We start from the raw sequence: 24,234 nt of genomic DNA, 5'->3' as shown, positions 1-24,234 counted from the left end.
GTTTTTTATGTTATTGCGAGTGAGAAGAAGAAATAAATTTAAAAAACAAATGATCATGAATTGGAATTGCCGCTCCAATTCCTTGAGAAGTAATATTTTTCACAACAAGTCTTTTTTGATTTCCCTTTAATACAAGATACACTTCTCCAAATGTTACTTTTCCCTTTTCATTTACTGCTGGTGTATAAGCGTATAAATATCCAAGTTGACTCGGACTAATATTATACACACGCTCATGTCCAGTACCATAACCAATAGTTGTCTTAAACGAAAGAGGTAATTGTACTTTTTCAAGTGCTTTGAGAAGCATCATTTTTTTCACATCTGCAGCATCTTTCATATCTGCTGTTAAATCGCCTTCAACCGTCTTTTGTGTTTCTTGCTTATAGCGAAGTGGATATAAACGGTCTCCTCCGCGATTATCATACACATTTCGATTCACTTGTTTATATTCCCAATTAATCGATGTGTCTACTGATTCATAATGTAAGGCCCATTGACCTAAATAAATTTTTGCCCGATACCCTACTGCAAGTGGCGCATTTGAAATTGTCGTTTCATTAAACATCCGAATTAAGTCTGGATTTTCAATTTTAATATTAGCCGTTTTCAATAGCTCTTGAGCAAATTTACTTGGTTGTAAACGTGGCAAATCTTGCGCATCATTTGGAAATGTATTGTCTTTTGAAATATTTAAAACAGATGAAGGCATTTTTGTTCCTACTGTTGTCTTTGCAAAACTCATGTTAGGAAATAATAAAATAAACGAGACCATAGTTGAAAGACATATGCTGTATACTCGTTTCACCTGTCTGGCTCCTTCCTATGTAGGTATATATACTACTTCGTTTATTGTTTTCTCTGAGCGCAATTGTTATGCCTATTTTTCATAATAAATAAAAACCAATTCCCATAATGACATACGCCGCTAGTAAAGTGCCTCCTTCAAACCAGTTTGTATCTCCATCATTTGAAATCGCAATCGTTAAGAAAACGGCTGTAATCATAGATACAAGTTCTGGTATGGTAAATACTAAAGGCATCCTCTGCGCGAAGAACATAGATAGCAATACTAGTACAGGAGCAACAAACATGGCGATTTGTAATGTAGAACCTATTGCAATTTCGACTGCAATATTTACTTTATTTTTATAAGCCATAATAATTGCAGATGCATGTTCCGCTGCATTTCCAACAATTGCAACGATAATAACCCCTATAAATAATTCTGACCAACCAAATGATTTTGCAACAGTTTCAAAAGTATGCACGAGTGCCTCTGACACATAAGCTACCGCTAGTGTTGCTATCGCTAAAATAAGTAGCGCCTTCCCTTTCGACCACTCTGGCTCTTCTTCATGCGCTACTTCGTCACTTTTATGTTGATATACACCACGGTGCGTAACTAACTTAAATAGTAATGCAGCAAGGTACATGATAATCATAATAATAGAAACACCTATACTTAATTGATACGTCTTGCCAGCGTCCATCTTCATTGAAAAGATCTCTGGAATAACAAAGGCCACAACAACAGCAAATATTAATAAAGCTGAATTATGCCTTGCATCGTAAACGTTAAAGCTTTGCCTTTTATATTTAAGTCCACCTACAAAGAAGGATAGTCCTCCTACTAATAATAAATTTCCAAGTACAGAACCCGTTAAAGAAGCTAACACCACTTCAATTAACCCTGCTTGAAGTGCAAAAATTGAAATGATAAGTTCAACAGCATTACCGAAAGTAGCATTTAATAATCCGCCTATTCTAGGACCAGAAACAATTGCTAGACTCTCTGTTGCTCTACCCATAAAACCAGCTAATGCGATAATCGTAACACAATACACAGCGAACATAATTGTTTCTGGCCAATGAAGTGTTTTTCCAAGTACAGATAGTGGTACACCTATAAGCGCTACTATAAGAAATATTTTATTAAACATGTTTTTCATCCTTCCATCGTATGTATTTCTCCTCAATATTATTATTATTCTTCTCCTAACTTGTCCGATTTCATCACAATTACGTTTAAAAAATCGGATTGAAGAAAACAGTATGAAAGATATTTAAATTATCTTGTTTAAACAGACAGAATTATAAATTGTGAAAAGGGGTTAAAATTATGCACTTAAAAGAAAAAATCGCAACTATTATTCAAGGTCAACGTACTGGTGTATTATCTACAGTACGAAATGAGAAACCTCATAGCGCCTTTATGATGTTTTTCCATGAAGATTTTGTACTGTATGTTGCAACAGATCGACAATCAAAAAAGATAACAGATATTGAACAAAATCCTAATGTCCATGTACTACTCGGACGAGAAGGGAAAAAATTAGATGAAGATTATATTGAAGTTGAAGGATTGGCTTCAATTGAGGAAGACTCGACATTAAAAAACAAGTTTTGGAATAATAGCTTAAAACGTTGGTTACTCGGCCCTGAAGACCCTAATTACGTATTGATAAAAATCAACCCCGACACAATTTATTACATCGATGGTGCCGGTACGACGGAGCCTGAGTTTTTACGACTATAAAATAAAACAAGCCCCCCTTAGGTGGGCTTGTTTTGTCGAAAAGTTCTTTTGAAAAAAACAATAAAATAGGTGGAACTTTCTAAAGATTCTGTTATATAATAGCATTAACTTAAATAAACTGTATTAAAACAGATTGAGAGGAGAAATAAAATTGATGAAGAGAGAAGAACGCAAAAACATGATTGAATTTATTGAAAAGAAAAAAGGGATTGAGCGTGACGAATTACTGTTTATGACAGACGATGAAGTAGAACATATTTATAATGTAACGTACTTTTTATATGAGGAAATTGCAGAGTAGTATAATAATCCCCACCTTATTAAAAATATAAGGTGGGGATTATTTCGCTATTTAGCCCACTATTTACAGGCAGTAAAACTCCCACCTTAAAATTCAGGTGGAGCAAGAAGTTAAGTTGAAGTCGTGCTTCCTATAAGCTCAATTGCTTCAACTTTATACATGAGAATCATTTTCATGTATAATACTGTAAGATTGGAGGAATTTTACTATGAGTTCGTGGCTCTTATTTGCACTATTATCAGCAATTGCTGCTGCCCTTGTATCGATTTTTGGAAAGTTTGGTTTAGACGGCATCGATGCAAACGTTGCAACAACAATTCGATCTATTATTATGGCATTATTTATGATAGGCGTTATTATCATACAAGGTAAATTTCAAAATATCGGCGACGTACTGCTAAATAAAAAAGCACTGCTATTTATCACATTAAGTGGGATTGCAGGTGCTTCTTCATGGCTATTTTATTTTCTTGCCCTCAAAACAGGAAAGGTTTCACAAGTAGCTCCTGTCGATAAATTAAGCGTCGTATTTTCTATCATTCTTGCTATGATTATCCTCGGTGAAAAGTTAAACTTTATGACCGGCGTTGGTGTAGTCTTTATTACAGCTGGTGTATTATTTATTGCTTTCAGCTAAAAAAACCGCTATTAGCGGTTTTTCTTTTTCTTTATGTACAACCATACAAAACATGTAACAACTGCTGAAATTAATAAAATCCATATTCCATAATGATGTAAACTATACTCAACGAAGCGCCACTTCTCGCCTAACTTCCAGCCAAGCCCAATAAAAACACTTATCCAAATGAGCGCACCACCGTAAGCGTACAAACAAAAACGCCAAAGTGTCAAATTTGATACCCCAGCAAAATATGCTGTTAAATGACGTACGCCCGGTATAAAATAACCAATCATTAAAAGAAATGGCCCATATTTTTCAAATAAAATATGTGTTTTTTCAATGTGATGTTCTTTAATTCTAATTTTCGGCCCATATTTCTTTAAAACAGGGAGCCCAAGTTTTAAACCTAATATGTAGCTTAACGTGATCCCTAACATCGCACCAGCCAGCCCACTTAAAAAAGCAGCAGTTCCTGACATAACTCCTTTTGAAACATTATAACCAACAAAGGTCAATAAAAACTCGTCTGGTATCGGTAATCCGACAATCCCACCAGCCAAAGCTATAACAATTCCAAAATAGCCATAATGCGCGATTAACTCGCCAATATGTTGTTCCATTCGGAAGACACATCCTATGCACGGTCGTTATTCCACATTGTACCCTTTCTATCTTTAAGGCAAACATGGTATACATATTCACTATACATTGTTTTTATAATGAACTCTACTTCTATTCTTTCCTTTAACAGAGATAAAGAAAAACTTTACTCAGTGGGAGTTTTGTTCATCCTCTACTAATTATTAACCTATGCCAATCTTGCTTTTACAGACATCCCGACTCCACATAACCCACTTACATTCACCAATTTTGAGATTAGATTCTTATTGCCCGCAAATAACCCGATAAAAAATAAAAATTCATATGCGTGTTTTTTTGTTACAATAAAGGAAAGTTACTTTTCGCAACGGTTTAACTCTCAAGAAAAATGATATATCTAGCAAAAACATAGTTTGGTCTATATAATGCAACTTCTACCTATTAAAAGAACATACACCCTTTTACATACAACATCATTTTTCTAAATTATACAGGGGGGAACGAACATGACCATTGAAAATCAATTTATTCAAAAAGTTTACTATAAAACATTTTTAACAGAAGAAACTTCTACTCCTGCATCGGAAGTACTCGGTGAAGCATATATAAATGAATCTAAAAATGAATTCTCCAACATTTCTAATATTCGATTTGCTCAAGGTGAATTTTATTATCAAAATAAAGATTTTGAAGCAGCTATATTTAAATGGGAAAAAGTAAATAATGCTCTTGCACTTTGGGCGACAAAAAATATTGCAGATGCTTATTTTGAACTAGGATTCTTACCAAAGGCAGAAGAAATTTATCAATCTATTCAAACAGAAGATACGACTCTTACGATGGAGGTTTCCTTACAACTTCTTTCTCTTTATATCGAACAAGATCGTTTAGGACTCGCTTTTAAGACGATTAGTGAAGCTGTTGCATTCCAACCGGATTACCCAAATATTACTGCAATTGCACGTTCTTTCTATGAAAAACAAGAAGATTGGAACAACGCTATCGAACTAGCTGTTCAAGAAGGTATCCGAACACAATCTTTACACTGGTTTGATACGTTAATAACTTACATAAACAAAGGATTTACAAAAAATATTAAGCCTGAATATTTCTATGAGTCTTTAAAAGCTCTATATGCTGTTGATCAAGCTCAATTTAAAGAACTTGTTATTGCTCTTTGGAATAGCTATCAACATGAATCCTTATACCTTCCTTGGATTCAAAGTATTAATCATTTATTCTTGCATATTGAAACAGACAATAATGACGATTGGAATGAAATCTCTACTCGCTACCAAGAAACATACTTTGCATTAATTACCGGAAACCATTTTATGCATGAATTAAACGGACTTGTACCAAATTTATTAACAAATTGGTTCAGTTTAACGAAAGCAAAAGATTCTCTAGTTGTCTCTGCAGCAGTGTTAGCATGGAATGAAGTCTCACCTACATCTTTAGAATCATTACTCGTAAAAAGTGCTGGATCCTTACTTTCTAATACATCAGCTGAAGCAGATGTAAATATGGAAACAGTTTCTCATTTATTCGAAACAATCGCTGTATGGGCTGAGAAAAATGATGTAGATTTAAGTCATCAATTTACGCTACTCGTCCATGAACTATGTGATTTAAATGTCACACCAATACTAATAGCTGGAACTAGTGACCATGATAAAACATCATTTGTTAATTCAATATTGGGAGAGAACATCTTAACTGAAACTTTAACAACTCCTATTCTATTTAAAGACGCTAGTCAAACTGAAATAACAGAATTTACCGAGTTAGATATAAGAAATATCCCTAACCTTGATGAATTCCATCAAATAACGGCTACATCTGCTCAGTCAGAACTTGAGAAAAAATGTATAGAAATTAAGCTACCAAGTAGGTTTTTAAGAAAAAATAAGTTTACATTTCTTATTACACCATCTATTCAAGGACAATTGGATAAAAACAATGCATACTTTGAATACTTACAAGCAGCAGATAGCCTTGTATACGTATTAAATTCTTCTTCACCATTGCATAGTCAAGAAATTGATACGTTAATTTATTTACGTGAACAAGTACCAAACTTACAAATTCACTTCGTATCACACACAAATAATACGACTACTGATGAAAAACTAATTAGTAAACTTAAAGTACATTTTCCAGATGCACAATTCTTCCCATACTCTCCTTCGCAAGAGAGTAGCCAGCAACTTGGAGATGTAACAGAATCTATTCTTTCTAATCTTGCAAAACGCGATATAGAAAAAGAACGTATAGAAAAGCTAATATGGTTTACGCAAAAGACAATTGCTTATCTCATAAATGAACGTGTGGAATTAGAAAATACATTAGTAAAATCCGTACGCTGGAATAAACACATCTCAGTGAAACTTACTGGATTTATTAATAACCTTACTGCTCTTGAAAAAGATAAAATTCGTTCTATTACCGAATCCTATCTTTTAACGAAAGAAGAAATTACACGAGATATACATTCTCAAATTCCTGAATTATTACAGAGCTGCTCTGATCTTGTTCAAGAAGATAGTGATTTCAAATTAGTTCATGAAGAATTAAATGCTGCAATGAATGAACGAGTTCAAAAGCATGTACAACAGGTACTTCTTCCTAAATTTACTGGGTCTATTCAAGAATGGATTGAAACAGCACATAATGAATTTATTCAAGCTCAAGCTTATTTAGATGAAATGAGTGAAACGTTTAATAAATTATATAAAGAAGAACGTATGAAACTTCCTTGCGATTTCAAATTATTAGATGATTGGAATCGAGATGTTGTACGAATGACAAATCGAATTACAGTAACGAACATCAATATTTTATTACGCTTTACACCGACACAGTTTTTCTTAAAAAGTGCCGGAAAATTATTTGGTAATATGCAAAAAAACCAATCTATGCTCGCCAACAAATATAAACAATATATTGAAACAGAAGACTATACAGAAATTGCTCACACAATTTCAAAACAATTCTTCCTTCAATTTGAAGTATTTGAAGGTGCATTAGAACGTGATATCATGATGTTCTTCAAAGATCCACTTAATATATTGAAACAAAATGTAGATGCAGCTCAACTTGAGATAAAGGAAGACGAGCAAACATTAGCAACGCTAAGAAGCAATCCAGAAACATATCATGATCCTTTGGCGTTATTTAAACTACAATTGCTACAACATAAATTCGTTTTAAGTACTACAAAGAAACATGAAGATATTTTTGTATCAAACGAATCTCCTACTGTTTAACCAAAAAAACCAAGCAAACTAAAATTTGCTTGGTTTTTTACTTTATTATTTTCATATGTTCAAACGGATAATAAATGCCTGCTAACTTTCCTAACACATCTTCTCTATCAATAAAACCTAAACCATTTCGACTATCTTTACTTATTAAGCGATTATCTCCCATAACAAAAATCTTATTTTCGGGAACTGTAATTGGTCCAAAGTCCTCTGTTAAATTCATAAGTTTTTTTTCTGCTTGTTTTTTATTACTATCCAAATACTCTTCATCTTTCACTTCAGAATTTACATATAATTGATCATTTCTCATCTCAATTATATCTCCAGGTAATCCAATCACTCTTTTGACATAAAAATTATCTGTTTTCATAACAATAATATCTTCTCTCCCATAGCTTTCAAATTGTTTTGCTAGCTTATTAACAATCACCTTATCTCCATCTTGCAACGTCGGCCTCATGGATGCTCCTTTTACATTCGTCGGAAAAAACACAAAAATTTTCGCCAAAAACACCAATAAACATGCAATTGCAATAGTTCCAAAGAATTCACGCCAACGTTTTTTCTTTTGCATCATTTCACCAACTCATCATCTTTTTACTTTCATTATAAATAATACGACCGATGATTTTCTACAAAATTCTGAATTATAAAATTATAATATTAGAAATTTCAAAATGGTAATACTGATCAAATTAAACAAGCAAAAAAGATACTCTCAAAATAGTCTATTCACTATTTTGAGAGTATCTTTTTATAATCCCACATATACAATACACATTTGAGCAGCTACATATGTAAACCAAATCCAAAGTGGCTCATACTTCAATTTACGTCCTCCGATATCTGTCACGCCAATAATAAAATCAGAAATCACAAACAGTAAACCACCAAACGCTGGTATCCACCATATTCCTGTATTTTCATAATATAAGGCGAATGCAAAGCAAGCCATTCCTCCAACCCACAATCCGTAAATTAGAGCTCCTATCGTAAACAATTTATCCTGTTTATCATTTCGGATAAAGAAGAACCATCCTACAATTAGAAAGAGCCCATATACGAATAAGCCAATCCAAAAACCATTCCACGAAATTCCTGTTTGCAAAAATGCTTTTACATAAAAACAATGAGCAAGAGCGAAAGTAACCATCCCACCAATTAACCTGTGACCAATTGGAATCAGCCCAGCCATAAACAAATCTCCCACAGTCGATAAAGTCATACCAAGTGCAACCCACGTACTATACTCTACAGATGGATCTTGTAACCATATCCAAATTGCACTACCTGTTAAAGAAAAACTAAGAATAAGACGGATTGCTAAAGGTAACGGCATATTATCTTTCGTTCTTTTTGTCTGCCGCATTGCATAAATTGCACCAATTAAAAAAAGAAGTATTTGCCCAATTAACACCACGTAAAGTAGATTCATAATATGTTCTCCTCAATAAATGCTTTTTGTATCTTTTTTCGTTACACTTAGTCTATTATCCTTTTTCTATAAAAAAAGAAGAACAGTACTGTTCTTCCATTGTAATCGCTTTTCTGCTTTCTATGCTACTTGTTTTTCTTTCTCTATTTTTTGCTTAGCTGGCGTCCGATTTACCACAATAATTCCCGCGGCTACACATGCTAAACCGAGTAACACAAATGAATGAATTGCTTCACCTAAAATCATGCTCGATAATAACACACCAAATACGGGTATAAAGAACATATACATAGATACTTTTCCAACCTTATTGTACTTCATAATTGTATTCCAAATGCAAAAACCAGCTGCAGATAAGAAAGATAAATAAATCAGCATAATTAGTGCATGTAGACTAAATGTAAATGGCATTAATCCAACTTGTAAAGCCCCTATACATAATAATCCTATAGAACCAAACATCATTTGGTATGCTGTCATATAGCCAACATCTAACGTTTTACTACCTTCTTTCGCTAATATGTTTCCATATGAATACAGCATTGCTGCACTAAGAAGTAATAAGCTTCCAATTCCAAAATGAAATGATAAGCTACCATCACTCGGCACATTTACTAAAATGACGCCACAAAAACCAATCGATACCCCAATTATTTTTCTTATATTGAGAGCATCATCTTTATATAAAAAATGGGCGAGTAAAATTTGAAAGAATGATGATGTCCCTGAAATGATAGCTCCTTCAATTCCTGAACTATAACTCATTCCAATGTAAAAACAGATATATTGAAGAAACGTTTGGAATAAACCAATTTGTATTAACTGTTTCCCCGTTCCTTTTTTGAAGCTCATATCTTTTCCTAACACTTTAAAGAATAATAAGAGCATGACTCCAGATAACAAGAAACGATAACCGGCAAATAATATTTGCTCTCCAACTTCTTGTGGTTGAATTCCAAGTTCAACATAACTTAATTTAATAAAAGGAAATGCGCTTCCCCATAAAAAAGTTGCTACTATTGCAGCAATAAATACGCCAATCGGATGGGTAAAAAATTTCTCTGTCTTCACTTGTTGTCTTCCTTTCCGACCTTTTTATGAACAATACTCATATATACCAAAGGAATTGCGAAAACACAAGTTTTCCGTTTATACTTGAAACAAAACCGTACCATCTCATAAAAACATATGATATACTATAGAATAATTACAACATAAGAACGATTAAAAACAGATTCAACAGAAATGCTGCTATCCATTATGGATGGCAGCTTTCGTCGTTTTATAGGGGTTTCGATTTTGATTATTTTTCTCAATAAGAATTCGGAAGGAGCGAGTAGTAATGAACTCAGAAGTAAAAACGTTACACGCAAAAGAAACAATTTCTCATCCCTCTTTATGGGACACATTAAAAAAACATTATGAACTTGTATTTGCAGTAGCATCTGGTATTTTTATTTTAGTTGGTTGGTTATTTACAAAGAACGATGCAATGAATGTAGGTATTACTTGCTATATCCTTGCTTATATAGTTGGTGGATATGCAAAAGCAAAAGAAGGAATTGAAGATACGCTTGAAGAAAAAGAGCTAAATGTTGAAATGCTAATGCTCTTTGCAGCTATTGGTGCTGCAATTATTGGCTACTGGGCAGAAGGGGCTATTTTAATCTTCATCTTTGCACTCAGCGGTGCTATGGAATCTTATACGTTAAGTAAGAGCCAAAAAGAAATTTCCGCTCTTCTTGACTTACAACCCGAAGAAGCATTACGCATTTCCAACGGAACAGAGGAACGTATTCCTGTTGGAGAGTTACAAATTAACGACATTATTTTAATTAAACCAGGTGAACGTGTTCCTGCTGACGGTACGATTCATAACGGTGAAACAAATATCGATGAAGCAGCAATCACGGGAGAACCTATTCCAAATGAGAAAAGATATGGCGATGAAGTATTTGCAGGTACTGTAAATTTACGTGGTGCTATCGAAGTTAAAATTACGAAGCCGAGCGATCAAACATTATTCCAAAAGATTATCCGTCTCGTACAAAGTGCACAAAGTGAAAAATCACCATCACAACTATTCATCGAAAAGTTTGAAGGAACATACGTAAAAGGTGTACTACTCGTTGTTGCGCTTATGATGTTCGTTCCTCATTTCTTACTTGACTGGAGCTGGAATGAAACGTTTTATCGCGCTATGATCTTACTTGTAGTCGCATCTCCTTGTGCACTCGTAGCTGCCATTACACCAGCTACGTTATCAGCCATTTCTAACGGAGCGAGAAACGGTATTCTCTTTAAAGGCGGTATACATTTAGAACGCCTTGCTTCTGTGAAAGCAATCGCGTTTGATAAAACAGGAACATTAACAGAAGGTAAACCTACCGTAACAGATGTATATGTTCGAGAAAATATAACAGAAAAAGAAGTACTTTATATTACAGCATCAATTGAAAGTCACTCTACACATCCTTTAGCTGAATCCATTGTTAAATATGCACAACATGCGTACGACATTACTTTAAAAAAACCAGAAAAGGTTGAAGATGTAACTGGTTTTGGTCTAAAAGGAATATTGGAAAACAACGCTTATAAAATAGGTAAAGCTGATTTTATCGGTGAAGAAACAAAGACATTTCATAATGGTATTTCTGCCTCACTTGAAAAAGAAGGTAAAACTGTCGTTTATATTAGTGATGAGGGAGGCATTCTTGGACTTATCGCTTTAAAAGATACGCTTCGCCAAGAAACAATAGCTGCTATTCGTGATTTACAAAGCATTGGTGTCGAAGCTATTATGATTACTGGAGATAATGAAGAAACGGCAAAAGCAATTGCCTCTGAAAGTAATATAAAGGAATATTACGCATCATGCTTACCAGAAACAAAAGTTGAAACGATTAAAAAGTTAAAAGAAAAATACGGTACAGTAGCAATGGTTGGAGACGGTATAAATGATGCACCTGCCCTAGCTACTGCTAGCATTGGTGTCGCAATGGGAGAAGGAACAGATGTAGCTTTAGAAACTGCAGATGTTGTACTGATGAAGAACGAACTATCTCGCCTTTCCCAAGCAATTCGTTTATCAAAACGAATGAACCGTATTGTGAAGCAAAACGTAATCTTTTCGCTAGCCGTTATTGCCATGCTAATTTGTTCAAACTTCTTGCAATTTTTAGCTCTTCCATTCGGTGTTATTGGTCATGAAGGAAGTACGATTCTTGTCATTTTGAATGGCTTACGATTACTAAAAGGAAGCAAATAAAACGGGTCCCTCATAGAGGACCCGTTTTTTTTAGTGATAGCTATTATGACCGTTCGCACTGCTACTCGTTTTATGCTTTGGATGCGAACTGCTCTTTTGTTTATTATTACTTTTATTATTATGGTTCTTTTTATTATTACTCATGAAATATCCCCCCTGTTCCTTTTTATTATGGAACAAGAACTCATTATTCATTACGGGAATTATTGTCACCGGTTCTATAATGGTGGAGTAAACCATTAATTTCACCGCCAAGTAAAATTACCCATCCAGTTAAATAAAACCATAACATTAAAATAATGATACCACCGAGACCACCATATGTATTGGCGTAATTCGCAAACTTATCTACATAATAAGCAAATGAGTAAGACACCACAATCCATCCTACAGTAGCAAATAACGCCCCTGAAATAACTTCTCTTCTTTTTAACTTTCGATCTGGTGCAAATGTATATAAGAAACTAAACAAAGCAAATAGTACGAAGAAACTCGCTACTAATCGTGTAATGCTCCATACGAAAGAAAAACTATCTGATAAACCGAGTGCTTTAAACACTGCTGCTCCAATAACTTGTCCGAATACCGGAACAATTAACGCAAAGACAATCATAAAAATAATAGCTAATGTAAACACAATTGATAACGCTCTTGTTGTAATAAAAGAACGTGTTTCCTTTACGTCATAAGCGCGGTTAAAAGCATTCATAACCGCATTAACACCATTTGAGGCAAACCATAACATGGATAATAAACCAAATGATAATAAACCACCATTTTGCTGGTTTACAACTTTATCTACATTTACCTCAATTAAGTTCATTGCATCATCTGGTACATAAACCTCTAATAAACTAAGCACATCCTCTGTTTGAATGGGAATAAATCCAAGAAGCGTAATTAAGAAAACGAGCCCAGGAAAAATTGCAAGCAAGAAGAAATAAGCGAGCTGTGCTGCCAAGCCCGCTACATCATCGCGCATCGTCCGGTCATATAAATCTTTACCAAACGAATAAGTACGATTTCTTCTCACCTTTTCTAAAATTTTTCTCATATATGTTTAAACGCTTTTCTTCTCTTCTTTATCTTGCTTTAACTCAATGTACGCTTCAGTTTTTTTTTCCACTGCATTTGAGTCTTTTATAAATAATTCACGCGCTTCTTTCATACCACCATCTTCAGCAACTACTGGCTCTTCTTCTGCTTTCAGCTCATCTACCTTTGGAGATACAGCTTGAATTTCAATCGTTTCTGGCTTTTCTTCTGGCTCAACTTTTTTCTTACTAAAAATTTCTTTCGTTTCTTTTAACGTCTCTACAACAGATGGCGTTAATTTTTTAATTTCTGCTACTTTCGCTTTTACCACATTGAAATCTGCAAGTTCGCGTCCTTTATCTGTAACAGTTTGCACTTTTTCTTTGATCTTTGCATTTTCACCAATTTCAATCATCTTTGTTTTTGCTTTTTCTGCTGTATTTTTTACTTTTTCACGGTTTTCTTTCTTTAACATGGATACAGCTACACCTGCCGCTACACCAATCGCAATGTTTCGAGCAATATTATTTTTCTTTGCCATATTCCTTCACCCTTTCATTTCTTATGTTAGAAAGTATTTCTTTCTAAGCTTCCTCATATTCCTTGTTCATTTCGAATGAAAGCTAATAGCTTTGCACACCCTTCTGTTACAAGGTCATATACTTCTTGGAAATTCCCTGTATAGTAAGGGTCAGGAACGTCTGTCCAGCCACCGTCTGGAACAAAGTCGGACAGCCTACCAATATAGCCTCCAGTTTTACCTAAACTTTTTAAATCTGCTATATTCTTGTTGTCCATGGCAATAATATAATCAAACTTTGTTAAGTCTTCTTTTTCTACTTGCCTTGCTTTAATTCCTTCAAAAGTGACTGCATTTTCTTTTAAAATTTTTTGTGTTCCTTTATGTGGCGGATGACCAACATGCCAATCTCCAGTTCCTGCAGAATCAATGACAATTTTCTCTTCAAGTCCCTCTTTTACGACAAGATTTCGAAAAATCGCTTCTGCCATCGGAGAACGGCAAATGTTCCCAAGACAAACAAACAATACTTGAACCATGTTTTTGTTTCTTCCCTTCTTGGTGCATTTCTTCATATATACTTATAGTATAAACAACCAATTATGAAATATAAAGGAAATCCCTACTAATTTAATAGGATTGAAAAGATCCATTAACGAAAATGATAAAAAATGTTAAGATAGCCTTATGTTATTTTAAAGGGGGACACTTCGGTGGATTTATCCGTAAAGTCAGAAGAAAACGTTGAATACATGGTCGAAGCTATTAAAGAAAAATTACGTATGGTTAATGCTGGAGCGATGAGAGCTGCTAGTTTTAACGAAGAAATGTACGAAGATTTACGTGACATTTATGATCATGTTATGAAACGTGAAACATTCAGCATTAGTGAAATGCAAGCTATTACAGAAGAATTAGGTACATTAATTAAAAAGTAAAAAAGCCTCTCTTATTATGAGGCTCTTTTTTATTTCCAACAAATTCATGACAACTCTTCTCTTTCCCTCAACCAACTGTAAAATATTGTACAATAGAAGTAGAACCTCACCTTAGATTTTTTCTCCATACATACTACTCACAAATAATAGCAACACTACCATTGCTAACTGTTTTTACTGGAGGTGCTTACTTATGAGCAATTGGTACAGTAAGACGAAAGATCAAACATTGATTGACCTAGAAACAAACGAACAAAACGGTTTAACAGATGAGATTGTAAGTGAACGTTTAAAGCAATACGGTTCTAATGAATTAGCTACAAAACAAAAACGCACTTTATGGCAGCGTATTTTCGCCCAAATTAATGACGTCCTCGTATATGTCCTTATTATTGCTGCCCTTATTTCTGCCTTTGTAGGTGAATGGGCGGATGCCAGTATTATCGCGCTTGTTGTAGTTTTAAATGCTGTTATCGGTGTTGTCCAAGAATCGAAAGCAGAACAAGCTTTAGAGGCATTGAAAAAGATGGCAACACCTAAAGCTATCGTCAAGAGAAACGGTGAACTAAAAGAAATTCCATCTGAGCACGTCGTTCCAGGGGATATCGTTATGCTCGACGCCGGACGATATATCCCATGCGATTTACGCCTTATTGAAACCGCAAATTTAAAAGTTGAAGAATCTGCTCTAACTGGTGAATCTGTCCCTGTTGATAAAGATGCAATCTACCACCCTTCTATGCGAAGTGATGAGCAAGTACCACTCGGCGATCAAAAAAACATGGCCTTTATGTCTACTCTTGTCACATATGGAAGAGGCGTCGGTGTTGCTGTTGAAACTGGAATGAACTCACAAATTGGTAAGATTGCTACCCTTTTACATGAAGCAGACGATGATATGACACCACTTCAAAAAAGCTTAGCACAAGTCGGAAAATATTTAGGCTTTGTTGCTGTAGCTATTTGTATCGTTATGTTTCTCATCGGTTTTTTACAAGGCCGGGATACGTTAGAAATGTTTATGACTGCTATTAGTTTAGCTGTCGCAGCTATTCCAGAAGGCTTGCCAGCTATCGTTTCCATCGTTCTTGCAATTGGTGTGCAACGTATGATTAAACAAAACGTTATCATTCGGAAACTACCAGCTGTTGAAGCCCTCGGTTCTGTCACAATTATTTGTTCAGATAAAACAGGTACGTTAACGCAAAATAAAATGACCGTTACTCACTTTTATAGTGATAACACATACGATCGCTTAGAAAGTTTAAATGTAAATAATGATGCGCAACGTCTATTGTTAGAAAATATGGTGCTATGTAATGATGCGTCTTACAATAACGAATCACAAACGGGAGACCCGACTGAAATTGCACTTCTCGTTGCTGGAACCACTTTTAACATGCAAAAAGATCATTTAGAAAAAATACATGAACGTGTTAACGAAGTACCTTTTGATTCAGATCGTAAAATGATGTCAACCGTACATATGTACAATGAAAGTTACTATAGCATGACGAAAGGCGCTATTGATAAGCTCTTACCTCGATGTACCCATATTTTTAAAAACGGCAAAATCGAGATTTTAACTGATTCTGATAAAAATCAAATATTAGAAGCTGCCGGATCAATGTCTCAAGAAGCTTTAAGAGTACTTTCATTCGCATTTAAACAATACGATTCAAACGATGTGGATATAAATCATCTTGAAGAAAATCTTATCTTTATTGGTCTTGTCGGTATGATTGATCCACCACGAACTGAAGTGAAAGATTCAATTAAAGAATGTAAAAAAGCCGGTATTCGCACAGTTATGATTACTGGTGACCATAAAGATACCGCCTTTGCAATTGCCAAAGAACTTGGCATTGCTGAAGAAATATCGGAAATTATGATTGGAACTGAATTAGATAACGTTTCTGATACAGAACTAGCTAGCAAAATTAATCATTTAAATGTATTCGCTAGAGTCTCTCCTGAGCATAAAGTGAAAATTGTAAAGGCATTACGCGCGAAAGGAAATATCGTTTCTATGACTGGTGACGGTGTCAATGATGCACCATCTTTAAAGCAAGCTGATGTTGGCGTAGCGATGGGCATTACAGGAACAGACGTTGCAAAAGGGGCAGCAGATGTCGTGTTAACAGATGATAATTTCTCATCTATCGTGAAAGCCGTTGAAGAAGGTAGAAATATTTATCGCAACATAAAAAAATCAATTCTCTTCCTACTCTCTTGTAACTTCGGAGAAATTATCGCTTTATTTTTAGCCATTTTACTCGGCTGGGCAACACCACTACGACCTATTCACATTTTGTGGGTGAATTTAATTACAGATACACTGCCTGCATTATCACTTGGGGTTGATCCTGAAGACCCAGATGTGATGAAGGAAAAACCACGACATGCAAAAGAAAGCTTATTTAGCGGCAGCGTTCCTTTCCTGATTTTCAATGGAGTTATCATTGGACTTTTAACGCTAATAGCTTTTATCGCCGGAGCAAAATTCTATACTGGAGATACAAATTTATTTCCTCTTTTCCCAGAGCGAATTGATGACGATGCTCTATTACACGCTCAAACGATGGCATTTGTCGTTCTTAGTTTTTCTCAGCTCGTTCATTCATTTAACTTGCGTTCAAGAACGAAATCGATTTTTTCAATTGGGATCTTTACAAATAAATATTTAGTCTTCTCCCTCCTTATCGGTGTTCTTATGCAAGTTTGTATCATCTCCATCCCGCCCCTTGCAAATATATTCGGTGTACATGCATTAACGATGCGAGATTGGGAATTTGTTCTCTTATTAAGTATCATTCCGCTTGTTGTGAATGAAATCATTAAATTAGTGAAGAAAAACTAAAAGGCAATGAGGAATATTCCTCATTGCCTTTTCATTTATCCTGCTATTTTCCGTGCAGTAAAACTCCCACCTCAAAATTCAGTTTGAGCAAAGAAGTTAGGTGATGGATTAACTGCCCATAAGTGTCCAATTGGTGAAGGCTAATAATCGGTGGTGATGAACAAAACCCCACTGATTAAAGTTTCACTTTATCCTTGTAATTCTTTTTTGATATTCTCTGTTAATGTAGCCATACGCTTGCGGCTTTCTTCACGCTCACGTTTATTTTGTTCTTCAATTTGTTGTGTTTCTTGCATACCTCTTGAAATAATGTTCCAAGTTTCCTCAAGTGTTTCCATCTTAATACTAGAAGAACCTGATAATCTCGCTACTTCTACACTTTGCGTTGCGATATTTTGTGCATTTTTCTTAAGTAATTCATTTGTACGGCGATCCAGTTCAGCCATAGAATCTGCAACAAGCTTTTGGCGCTTGGCATTTACCGCTTGAATGATACCATTTTTAAAGATAGGAATCGTTGTAATAAATGCTGTATTGATTTTACCAATTAATTTATTATTACCACGTTGAATCATACGAATTTGTGGTGCTGTAAGTAACGCAACCATACGTGCTTTTTCTAAATCGTCAATACGCTGTTCTAAAATTTCAACAGAGTTTTTAAGCGACTCTAATTCAATACCTGCTAATTGATCATTATTACGTACACGCTCTTCATACATCGGAACTAACTCTGTATTTAAACGCTCTAATAACATTTCTCCTGCTACTACGTACTTCTCTAAGTCTAAATAATATTTTAAGTTTTGCTCATACAAGCCATCTAACGTACCAATTGATTTTTTCATCTCATCTTGGTACTTCGTAATTTCCACATAAACTTTATCAATTTCGCGGCCCATCGTTTGATATTTACTAAAGATTTGTTCTATCATTTTATCCGCTTTTTTGAACATACGTGAGAAGAAACCACTTTTTTCTTCCGCAAAGTCTTTACTATCAAATCGGTCCATAATTTTACCAAGCTGTTTTAATAATTCACCAGAATCTTCTATCTTTGATAATGACATTGTATGTAAAATTTGATCAGCAAAACGTGAAATTTCCATAGAAGGTTCTTTTCCAAGTTCAATTAATTCTAATTGATCTTTAATATCTACCGCATTATAAATACGTTGTACATCCGCATCTTGTCTAAGTTGTAAGCGAACATCTTGTGCTGTTTGTTCATTTAATTCTGTTTTCGGATCTAGTACGACTGGGTTATTCATATGGTATTCTCCCTTTCCTTATAAAAATGGACGAAATAGTCCTTTTATTGTTTGTGATAAATTTTTATAGGCTGATGAACCATGAAACTCAAGATCGAAATTAACCTCTTCAAGCCAATGTGAATCAAATGCCCCCGCTTCAATATACGGTTCAATATCGTTTCTTCCCGTTGGATTGAAATGGAATACATCTACTCCAATTTGATTCAAAAATAGTAATAAAACAGCGTCAGAACGAGTTAATTCTCCGCTCTTCTCATTATTAAATATAACAATTTTCGGTACATCTTGTGAATAATCAAATTTCTCAAGCTGTTCTAAAATATTCGGTGGTATTTGAGAAAGTTGTGCGAAAACATATAGCGCTACATCTTGTTTCGTCTCTTTCGCAATTGGTTTGCACATTTCACTTTCGCACGTATGGATAATCGCCTCTGCAATCCCATGCTGTAAACCTTCCGGTAAACGCTTATGCGGCCACCAATGGCTATTCATAATTAGATCAGGATGCAATTTTCCAGCTCGGTCCAATGCATCTCGATAATGATATTGGAAGTTTGCTTTTTGCTCTTTCGTAAATGGGAATGTATTAATTAGTAAACTGTTATCAAATGATGTAACAGCCTTTAATCGTTGAAAATATTCTTTATCATTCTTTGAAACGCCTGATATTTTCGCAAATAAAGAAGGAATATAAATATGTTTATTTTCAACAAAGAATGTTGGGCGTACAAATGCCTTTTCTTTCGTAATTAAAAAGAGTTCATCATATGTCGTTTTTAACGTACGTGCTACAGGTGTATAGGAACGGAATTGCCACGGCTTGTACAGCAGTGAATTATCGTGGTGAAGTACTTGTTCAATTTCTTTCGAAGCTTGATACGCTACTGTTGCAACACGCTCACGGCGACGATCAGGGAATGGTTCAAGCGAAATGCGACTTGAATGAGATACAACAAAAGTTCTTCCCTCTTCATCAATATTTTCAAATCCATCTTTTCCTTCTGGGTGATAATAAAGCACATCACAACCGAGCATAGTAAGAAAGTATAAGAAATATATACGGCTTTCCTGTGCATCACCGTACCAAATGATACGCGGCATTTGTTTCTTATAATTAATCGTAGAGAACCACTTCGCTACGTAATTTTCGCTTAGTTTAATTATGTCGATTAAGAAACGACGGAAGCCTTCTGTCTTTAACGACTGATTATGTTGCTTCTCATATAATTTCAATAGTGAAATAAACGTCGTATGTATGTAATGCTGTAAATCAGGATTGTCTACTTTCGGTAAAAGTTGTTTCCCAGATAAGTGTGCAACTAGCCTATTTACTGTCAGACCATTTGGTGCTTCTTGATGTAATCCGAACACTTCTTGAATATGACGAAGCTTTTCCGAATCAATCACTTTGTTTAAATTTTGTTCGTGTAAAACTTCGATTCCTTTCGCTTCACTATAATCAAACAGTTCATTAAAATATTCATCTACATCATTAGGAACGCCAAGGATTCGACATGCTATATAACTAAATTTCATCTCATTCTCTGTCAGCTCATATTGTGGGCGTTTTTCTAAAAGCGTTTCAAATTGCTTTAAATCTGATTCATCTTTTAATGCATATGGTTGAAGTGTAAAACGTGAAAACACAACAGTTCACCTCCAAAAACATTTACGTTTTTTCTAAGTCCTTCTTCTATTATAAACTATTTTTGGTTATAAAAAATGGGCGCTCGCAAAACGAGCAAACCCATTTCAATTATTTATTGTCTTCTTTAGTAGCTGCAACTTCTTCTCTAGCTTGTCCAGAATTCTTCATGTAGTGAAGTATAAATGTTGCTCCAAATGCTACAACTAAAATAATAAAGAATAGTGTATGACTAATCTCAATCTCGATTAAAGACAGTAACATTTTTGCTGCAATAATTAAGATTAAAATGTATGCTGTCGTTTCAAGCTCTGGAATACGCTCTAACAATTTTAAGAATACACCAGCAATACCACGCATCATTAAAATACCTAGCATTCCGCCTAATAGTAAAATCCAAACTTCATTAGATACACCAAATGCAGCAAGTACGCTATCTACAGAGAATGCGATATCCATTAATTCAACCATCGCAACTGTTCCCCAGAAGACACCAAACATTCTAAAGAGAATACTATTTTGATTCATACCGTGAGCTTCGTCTTCTTCACTTGCACCTTTACGCTTATCAATAAAGTATTTTACTGATAACCAAGCAAGGTAAAGTGCACCAAGAAGTTTTACCCACCATAATTTAATTAAGAACATTCCGATTCCAATCGCAATAAAGCGGAACACATAAGCTCCAATAAGTCCATAGAATAATGCTTTTTTACGTTTTTCTTCCGGAAGATGTTTTACCATTACCGCTAACACAAGTGCGTTATCAGCAGATAATAATCCTTCAAGTACAACAAGTGTACCAATTAATCCCCAAGATACTGGATCCTGCAACACTTTAATCCACATGTCCAAGTCGAAAAACTGAGCATACGTATCAAGGATTCCTTGCAAAATACTCATCTTACCTTTATCCCCTATTCTTTGCTAGATTTATAGAAAGGTCAAAAAAAGGAAACGAATATCGTTTCCTTTCTATGCATCCAAGCCATACGCTCTTACAAGCGCACCTAAACCACCTTGGAATCCACTTCCTACTGCATTAAACTTCCACTGTCCATTATGACGGTATAATTCACAAAAGACAACTGCTGTTTCGATGGAGAAATCTTCCCCTAAATCAAAACGAAGAACTTCTTCACTCGTTTCTTCATTCGCTAAACGAACAAACGCATTTCCTACTTGCCCAAAATTTTGACTACGGCCTTCTGCATCATAAATCGTAACTGTAATAGCAATTCTGTGCACATCTGCTGGAACTTTCTTCAAATCCACAACAAGTTGCTCATCGTCACCTTCACCTTCACCTGTACGGTTATCTCCTGTATGTAAAACAGATCCACAAGGAGACTGTAAATTATTATAGAAGATAAAATCAGTTTCCTTCGTACATTTTCCGTTTGCATCTAATAAAAAGGCAGATGCATCTAAATCGAAATCGGCTCCGCCGTCATAAGATTTAATATCCCATCCAAGACCAATTACTGCTTTTGTTAAACCAGGGCTTGTCTTACCTAAATCGATTTTCTGGCCTTTTTGTAATTGAATAACCATCTATATTCACCTCTATATTTTTATCTTTAAAAATATATCCATCAGTAAACATACATTTCACCGATGGATATATAAATCAAATCTATTACTCTACATCTAAACCAAAGTTATTACATAGAGACGCTAATCCACCTTGGAATCCACTTCCGATTGCATTGAATTTCCAATCACCTGCATGACGATATAATTCACCTACTACTACGGCTGTTTCAATAGAGAAATCTTCTCCTAAATCGTAACGAATTAATTCTGCATTCTTTTCTTCATCAAGAATACGTACGAAAGAATTAGAAACTTGTCCGAAGTTTTGGCTACGGCCTTCTCCATCATAAATTGTAATTGTGAAACAAATACGTTCGATGTGAGCAGGAACATTTTTCAAATCTACTTTAATCGCTTCGTCATCGCCTTCACCTTCACCAGTGCGGTTATCTCCTAAATGCTCTACAGCACCATTCGCACCTTTTGGATTATTATAGAAAACGAAATCTTCAGCTCCTGAAACTTTACCATTCGCGCCTACTAAGAAAATACTAACATCTAAGTCGAAATCGTTTTGTCCGTCATAACGATTCGTGTCCCAACCAAGTCCTACAAGAACTTTCGAAAGACCTGGATTCGTTTTTGTTAAGTCTACCTTTTGTCCCTTTTTCAATGAAATTGATGCCATATACAATTCCTCCTCGGTTATTTTATTGATAACGTGATACAATCTCACTTAAGTTTTTATCTTGCGTGCCTTCTCCAACTGCTGAAAACTTCCATTCACTTCCGTGACGATACATTTCACCTGCAATTAGAGTTGTTTTGCCAGCATAATTATCCGATAAATTATAGCGTGCTAATTCTTCACCAGTTTGCGGGTTTTGAATACGAATATATGCATTACGAATCATCCCGAAATCTTGACGACGATTTACACAGTCATAAATATTTACAACGAATACTAAACGATTAATACGGCTTGGAACTTTATGTAATTCTACGAAAATTGTTTCGTCATCACCAGCGCCTTCACCTGTTAAATTATCTCCTGAATGAATAATACTACCACAAGTAGAAAGTTTATTTCCGAAGTAAACTAAATCATTTTTGTTTAAAAAACGATCTCCTTCTAACATAACAACAGATGCATCACAATCTACATTTGGTTTACTTCCAAATAATGAAGACAGAAATCCACCTGATTGCCCAATTGGATCCCAGCCTAAGCCAACCTGTAGTTTTGCTACTTTTGGTTGTCCTTTCGTTAAATCGATCTTTTGACCTTTTTCTAAAATAATAGGCATGAAGTTTCTCCCTTTCTACAAAGCATTTTCCGAATCGGAAAATATTGTATTCTTCTCTTATATTGTAGCATTATTTACCTAGCGATAAAAAGGATAAATTCTCAGTTATATGAAAACATTCATATAATTTACTTATGATGATGTAAGAAGTGGTAAATAGCACCAATCATTCCTGCACAATTACCGTTTTGCGCAAGTTCAATCTCACAATTATTATAAATCTCTTGATTTAAGTATTTACTGACCTCTTCTTTTACTTCTTTTAAAAACTCATTTCCTCTATCGGTAATTCCTCCACCAATAATAATCGTTTCTGGATTAAAAATATAAGCAAGATTACTAATTCCGATTGCCAAATGTTTAAAGAAAATCCCAACTGCTTGAGCAACTTCCCGATCTCCTTTATCATACAACTCGAAAATTCTTTTCCCATTCCACTTGCCTTTGCCTTTATATTTGCTTACAAGTCGAATTAATCCTGAAATCGAAGCAACCTCTTCAAACGTTTTTTCTTCTATTAACATATTCCCCCATTCACCAGCACTAAATGAATGTCCTCGGTACAATTTTCCATCTATAAAAATTGCTCCCCCAATCCCTGTTCCAAGGGTGAGCATAATAAAGTTATCTTTCTCTCTTCCACTACCATTCCACTTTTCTCCAAACGCTGCACAATTCACATCATTGTCAATCGATACTGGAACTTTTAATATCTCTTGCAATCTATCAATAATAGGAATAGTACTATATCCCGGAATATGATCCGCACCTCCCGTCACAATTCCTTTATTAATATCAACAATTCCCGCAGTGCTAATACCGATTCCGGCAATAGTATGTTCATTCATTATTTTTTTGGATACATATATAAGTTTTTGAATAATTTGTTCTCCGCCTAAATGAATTTCTGTTGCAACTGTTTGACGCTTTAATACTCTCCCTATTTCTGAAACAATACCATACTTAATTTGCGTACCGCCAATATCAAACGCTATATACTCTTTCATCTGCTGCCACTTCCTCTACCGTTATGAATGTAAATTCTCCCCCTCTACTATTTGTAGGAAATCTACATTAACTCTTTTCTG

The 24,234-nt window shown here is 34.9% G+C and carries 23 protein-coding genes; 7 read left to right on the top strand and 16 right to left on the bottom strand.

Annotated features, from left to right (window positions below):
* Positions 1 to 10: 10 nt before the first annotated feature.
* Together BLT20_RS22135 and cax are read right to left on the bottom strand one after the other, a co-directional pair.
* Positions 11 to 808: a YfkD famly protein gene (locus BLT20_RS22135; RefSeq protein WP_002083605.1), complete on the bottom strand. Its 798-nt coding sequence runs from the start codon at positions 806 to 808 to the stop codon at positions 11 to 13.
* A gap of 79 nt (positions 809 to 887) precedes the next feature.
* Positions 888 to 1,943, bottom strand: coding sequence for a calcium/proton exchanger (gene cax, locus BLT20_RS22130; protein ID WP_000482137.1), 1,056 nt, complete (start codon positions 1,941 to 1,943; stop codon positions 888 to 890).
* 179 nt (positions 1,944 to 2,122) lie between these two features.
* Here cax and BLT20_RS22125 point away from each other — a divergent pair, with 179 nt between their 5' ends.
* From BLT20_RS22125 to BLT20_RS22115, 3 genes are all read left to right on the top strand, one after another.
* On the top strand, positions 2,123 to 2,539 hold the full coding sequence (locus tag BLT20_RS22125) for a pyridoxamine 5'-phosphate oxidase family protein (RefSeq protein WP_000550220.1): 417 nt from the start codon (positions 2,123 to 2,125) through the stop codon (positions 2,537 to 2,539).
* Positions 2,540 to 2,693: 154 nt separating this feature from the next.
* A complete protein-coding gene (locus BLT20_RS22120) occupies positions 2,694 to 2,840 on the top strand; it encodes a BH0509 family protein (protein WP_000817786.1) in 147 nt (48 codons plus the stop codon).
* A gap of 208 nt (positions 2,841 to 3,048) precedes the next feature.
* Complete coding sequence (locus BLT20_RS22115; protein WP_000100295.1) at positions 3,049 to 3,477, top strand: EamA family transporter; 429 nt, start codon at positions 3,049 to 3,051, stop codon at positions 3,475 to 3,477.
* Positions 3,478 to 3,488: 11 nt separating this feature from the next.
* Here BLT20_RS22115 and BLT20_RS22110 read toward each other — a convergent pair whose 3' ends face one another.
* A complete protein-coding gene (locus tag BLT20_RS22110; protein ID WP_000434872.1) occupies positions 3,489 to 4,082 on the bottom strand; it encodes a DedA family protein in 594 nt (197 codons plus the stop codon).
* Between the two features lie 486 nt (positions 4,083 to 4,568).
* Between BLT20_RS22110 and BLT20_RS22105 the strand changes: the two genes are divergently transcribed.
* Complete coding sequence (locus BLT20_RS22105) at positions 4,569 to 7,331, top strand: tetratricopeptide repeat protein (protein WP_000151413.1); 2,763 nt, start codon at positions 4,569 to 4,571, stop codon at positions 7,329 to 7,331.
* Positions 7,332 to 7,368: 37 nt separating this feature from the next.
* Here BLT20_RS22105 and lepB read toward each other — a convergent pair whose 3' ends face one another.
* The 3 genes from lepB to BLT20_RS22090 all read right to left on the bottom strand — a co-directional run bounded on the left by lepB (position 7,369) and on the right by BLT20_RS22090 (position 9,834).
* Positions 7,369 to 7,905 (bottom strand): signal peptidase I, encoded by a 537-nt coding sequence (gene lepB, locus BLT20_RS22100; protein ID WP_000983303.1) that lies wholly within the window; start codon positions 7,903 to 7,905, stop codon positions 7,369 to 7,371.
* 177 nt (positions 7,906 to 8,082) lie between these two features.
* Positions 8,083 to 8,763, bottom strand: a complete 681-nt coding sequence (locus tag BLT20_RS22095) for a lysoplasmalogenase (RefSeq protein WP_001051079.1) — start codon at positions 8,761 to 8,763, stop codon at positions 8,083 to 8,085.
* A 120-nt stretch (positions 8,764 to 8,883) separates the two neighbouring features.
* On the bottom strand, positions 8,884 to 9,834 hold the full coding sequence (locus BLT20_RS22090; RefSeq protein ID WP_000845713.1) for a DMT family transporter: 951 nt from the start codon (positions 9,832 to 9,834) through the stop codon (positions 8,884 to 8,886).
* A gap of 271 nt (positions 9,835 to 10,105) precedes the next feature.
* Between BLT20_RS22090 and BLT20_RS22085 the strand changes: the two genes are divergently transcribed.
* Positions 10,106 to 12,031 (top strand): heavy metal translocating P-type ATPase, encoded by a 1,926-nt coding sequence (locus BLT20_RS22085; protein WP_001083758.1) that lies wholly within the window; start codon positions 10,106 to 10,108, stop codon positions 12,029 to 12,031.
* Between the two features lie 187 nt (positions 12,032 to 12,218).
* Here BLT20_RS22085 and BLT20_RS22075 read toward each other — a convergent pair whose 3' ends face one another.
* The 3 genes from BLT20_RS22075 to BLT20_RS22065 are packed head-to-tail and all read right to left on the bottom strand — an operon-like array spanning position 12,219 to position 14,125.
* Positions 12,219 to 13,085: a YihY/virulence factor BrkB family protein gene (locus BLT20_RS22075; protein WP_001226536.1), complete on the bottom strand. Its 867-nt coding sequence runs from the start codon at positions 13,083 to 13,085 to the stop codon at positions 12,219 to 12,221.
* Between the two features lie 6 nt (positions 13,086 to 13,091).
* On the bottom strand, positions 13,092 to 13,607 hold the full coding sequence (locus tag BLT20_RS22070; protein ID WP_001085387.1) for a DUF4075 domain-containing protein: 516 nt from the start codon (positions 13,605 to 13,607) through the stop codon (positions 13,092 to 13,094).
* A gap of 53 nt (positions 13,608 to 13,660) precedes the next feature.
* Positions 13,661 to 14,125, bottom strand: coding sequence for a low molecular weight protein-tyrosine-phosphatase (locus tag BLT20_RS22065; protein ID WP_000250916.1), 465 nt, complete (start codon positions 14,123 to 14,125; stop codon positions 13,661 to 13,663).
* 174 nt (positions 14,126 to 14,299) lie between these two features.
* Here BLT20_RS22065 and BLT20_RS22060 point away from each other — a divergent pair, with 174 nt between their 5' ends.
* Both BLT20_RS22060 and BLT20_RS22055 read left to right on the top strand, forming a co-directional pair.
* Positions 14,300 to 14,524 (top strand): DUF1128 domain-containing protein, encoded by a 225-nt coding sequence (locus BLT20_RS22060; protein WP_000366196.1) that lies wholly within the window; start codon positions 14,300 to 14,302, stop codon positions 14,522 to 14,524.
* A gap of 193 nt (positions 14,525 to 14,717) precedes the next feature.
* Positions 14,718 to 17,384, top strand: a complete 2,667-nt coding sequence (locus BLT20_RS22055; protein WP_000073725.1) for a cation-translocating P-type ATPase — start codon at positions 14,718 to 14,720, stop codon at positions 17,382 to 17,384.
* A 188-nt stretch (positions 17,385 to 17,572) separates the two neighbouring features.
* On the opposite strand, the gene BLT20_RS22050 is transcribed toward BLT20_RS22055, so the two are convergent.
* From BLT20_RS22050 to BLT20_RS22020, 7 genes are all read right to left on the bottom strand, one after another.
* Complete coding sequence (locus tag BLT20_RS22050; protein WP_001064409.1) at positions 17,573 to 18,655, bottom strand: toxic anion resistance protein; 1,083 nt, start codon at positions 18,653 to 18,655, stop codon at positions 17,573 to 17,575.
* An 18-nt stretch (positions 18,656 to 18,673) separates the two neighbouring features.
* A complete protein-coding gene (locus BLT20_RS22045) occupies positions 18,674 to 20,305 on the bottom strand; it encodes a YceG family protein (protein ID WP_000492862.1) in 1,632 nt (543 codons plus the stop codon).
* A 109-nt stretch (positions 20,306 to 20,414) separates the two neighbouring features.
* Positions 20,415 to 21,206 (bottom strand): TerC family protein, encoded by a 792-nt coding sequence (locus BLT20_RS22040; RefSeq protein WP_000025704.1) that lies wholly within the window; start codon positions 21,204 to 21,206, stop codon positions 20,415 to 20,417.
* 72 nt (positions 21,207 to 21,278) lie between these two features.
* Positions 21,279 to 21,857, bottom strand: a complete 579-nt coding sequence (locus BLT20_RS22035; protein WP_000236643.1) for a TerD family protein — start codon at positions 21,855 to 21,857, stop codon at positions 21,279 to 21,281.
* Positions 21,858 to 21,942: 85 nt separating this feature from the next.
* On the bottom strand, positions 21,943 to 22,527 hold the full coding sequence (locus BLT20_RS22030; RefSeq protein WP_000146726.1) for a TerD family protein: 585 nt from the start codon (positions 22,525 to 22,527) through the stop codon (positions 21,943 to 21,945).
* A gap of 22 nt (positions 22,528 to 22,549) precedes the next feature.
* Complete coding sequence (locus BLT20_RS22025; RefSeq protein WP_001121586.1) at positions 22,550 to 23,146, bottom strand: TerD family protein; 597 nt, start codon at positions 23,144 to 23,146, stop codon at positions 22,550 to 22,552.
* Positions 23,147 to 23,274: 128 nt separating this feature from the next.
* Positions 23,275 to 24,153 (bottom strand): ROK family protein, encoded by an 879-nt coding sequence (locus tag BLT20_RS22020; protein ID WP_000666116.1) that lies wholly within the window; start codon positions 24,151 to 24,153, stop codon positions 23,275 to 23,277.
* Positions 24,154 to 24,234 lie beyond the last annotated feature (81 nt).

The organism is Bacillus sp. cl96, from assembly GCF_900100505.1.
Taxonomy (GTDB): domain Bacteria; phylum Bacillota; class Bacilli; order Bacillales; family Bacillaceae_G; genus Bacillus_A; species Bacillus_A cereus.
This window is presented reverse-complemented; position numbering and strand designations above follow the sequence as displayed.

Excerpts from the sequence above, each read along its gene's own strand:
- cax (WP_000482137.1), bottom strand. The coding sequence starts at position 1,943 with ATGTTTAATAAAATATTTCTTATAGTAGCGCTTATAGGTGTACCACTA.
- BLT20_RS22125 (WP_000550220.1), top strand. The coding sequence starts at position 2,123 with ATGCACTTAAAAGAAAAAATCGCAACTATTATTCAAGGTCAACGTACT.
- BLT20_RS22120 (WP_000817786.1), top strand. The coding sequence starts at position 2,694 with ATGAAGAGAGAAGAACGCAAAAACATGATTGAATTTATTGAAAAGAAA.
- BLT20_RS22115 (WP_000100295.1), top strand. The coding sequence starts at position 3,049 with ATGAGTTCGTGGCTCTTATTTGCACTATTATCAGCAATTGCTGCTGCC.
- BLT20_RS22110 (WP_000434872.1), bottom strand. The coding sequence starts at position 4,082 with ATGGAACAACATATTGGCGAGTTAATCGCGCATTATGGCTATTTTGGA.
- BLT20_RS22105 (WP_000151413.1), top strand. The coding sequence starts at position 4,569 with ATGACCATTGAAAATCAATTTATTCAAAAAGTTTACTATAAAACATTT.
- lepB (WP_000983303.1), bottom strand. The coding sequence starts at position 7,905 with ATGATGCAAAAGAAAAAACGTTGGCGTGAATTCTTTGGAACTATTGCA.
- BLT20_RS22095 (WP_001051079.1), bottom strand. The coding sequence starts at position 8,763 with ATGAATCTACTTTACGTGGTGTTAATTGGGCAAATACTTCTTTTTTTA.
- BLT20_RS22085 (WP_001083758.1), top strand. The coding sequence starts at position 10,106 with ATGAACTCAGAAGTAAAAACGTTACACGCAAAAGAAACAATTTCTCAT.
- BLT20_RS22075 (WP_001226536.1), bottom strand. The coding sequence starts at position 13,085 with ATGAGAAAAATTTTAGAAAAGGTGAGAAGAAATCGTACTTATTCGTTT.
- BLT20_RS22070 (WP_001085387.1), bottom strand. The coding sequence starts at position 13,607 with ATGGCAAAGAAAAATAATATTGCTCGAAACATTGCGATTGGTGTAGCG.
- BLT20_RS22065 (WP_000250916.1), bottom strand. The coding sequence starts at position 14,125 with ATGGTTCAAGTATTGTTTGTTTGTCTTGGGAACATTTGCCGTTCTCCG.
- BLT20_RS22055 (WP_000073725.1), top strand. The coding sequence starts at position 14,718 with ATGAGCAATTGGTACAGTAAGACGAAAGATCAAACATTGATTGACCTA.
- BLT20_RS22050 (WP_001064409.1), bottom strand. The coding sequence starts at position 18,655 with ATGAATAACCCAGTCGTACTAGATCCGAAAACAGAATTAAATGAACAA.
- BLT20_RS22040 (WP_000025704.1), bottom strand. The coding sequence starts at position 21,206 with ATGAGTATTTTGCAAGGAATCCTTGATACGTATGCTCAGTTTTTCGAC.
- BLT20_RS22035 (WP_000236643.1), bottom strand. The coding sequence starts at position 21,857 with ATGGTTATTCAATTACAAAAAGGCCAGAAAATCGATTTAGGTAAGACA.
- BLT20_RS22030 (WP_000146726.1), bottom strand. The coding sequence starts at position 22,527 with ATGGCATCAATTTCATTGAAAAAGGGACAAAAGGTAGACTTAACAAAA.
- BLT20_RS22025 (WP_001121586.1), bottom strand. The coding sequence starts at position 23,146 with ATGCCTATTATTTTAGAAAAAGGTCAAAAGATCGATTTAACGAAAGGA.
- BLT20_RS22020 (WP_000666116.1), bottom strand. The coding sequence starts at position 24,153 with ATGAAAGAGTATATAGCGTTTGATATTGGCGGTACGCAAATTAAGTAT.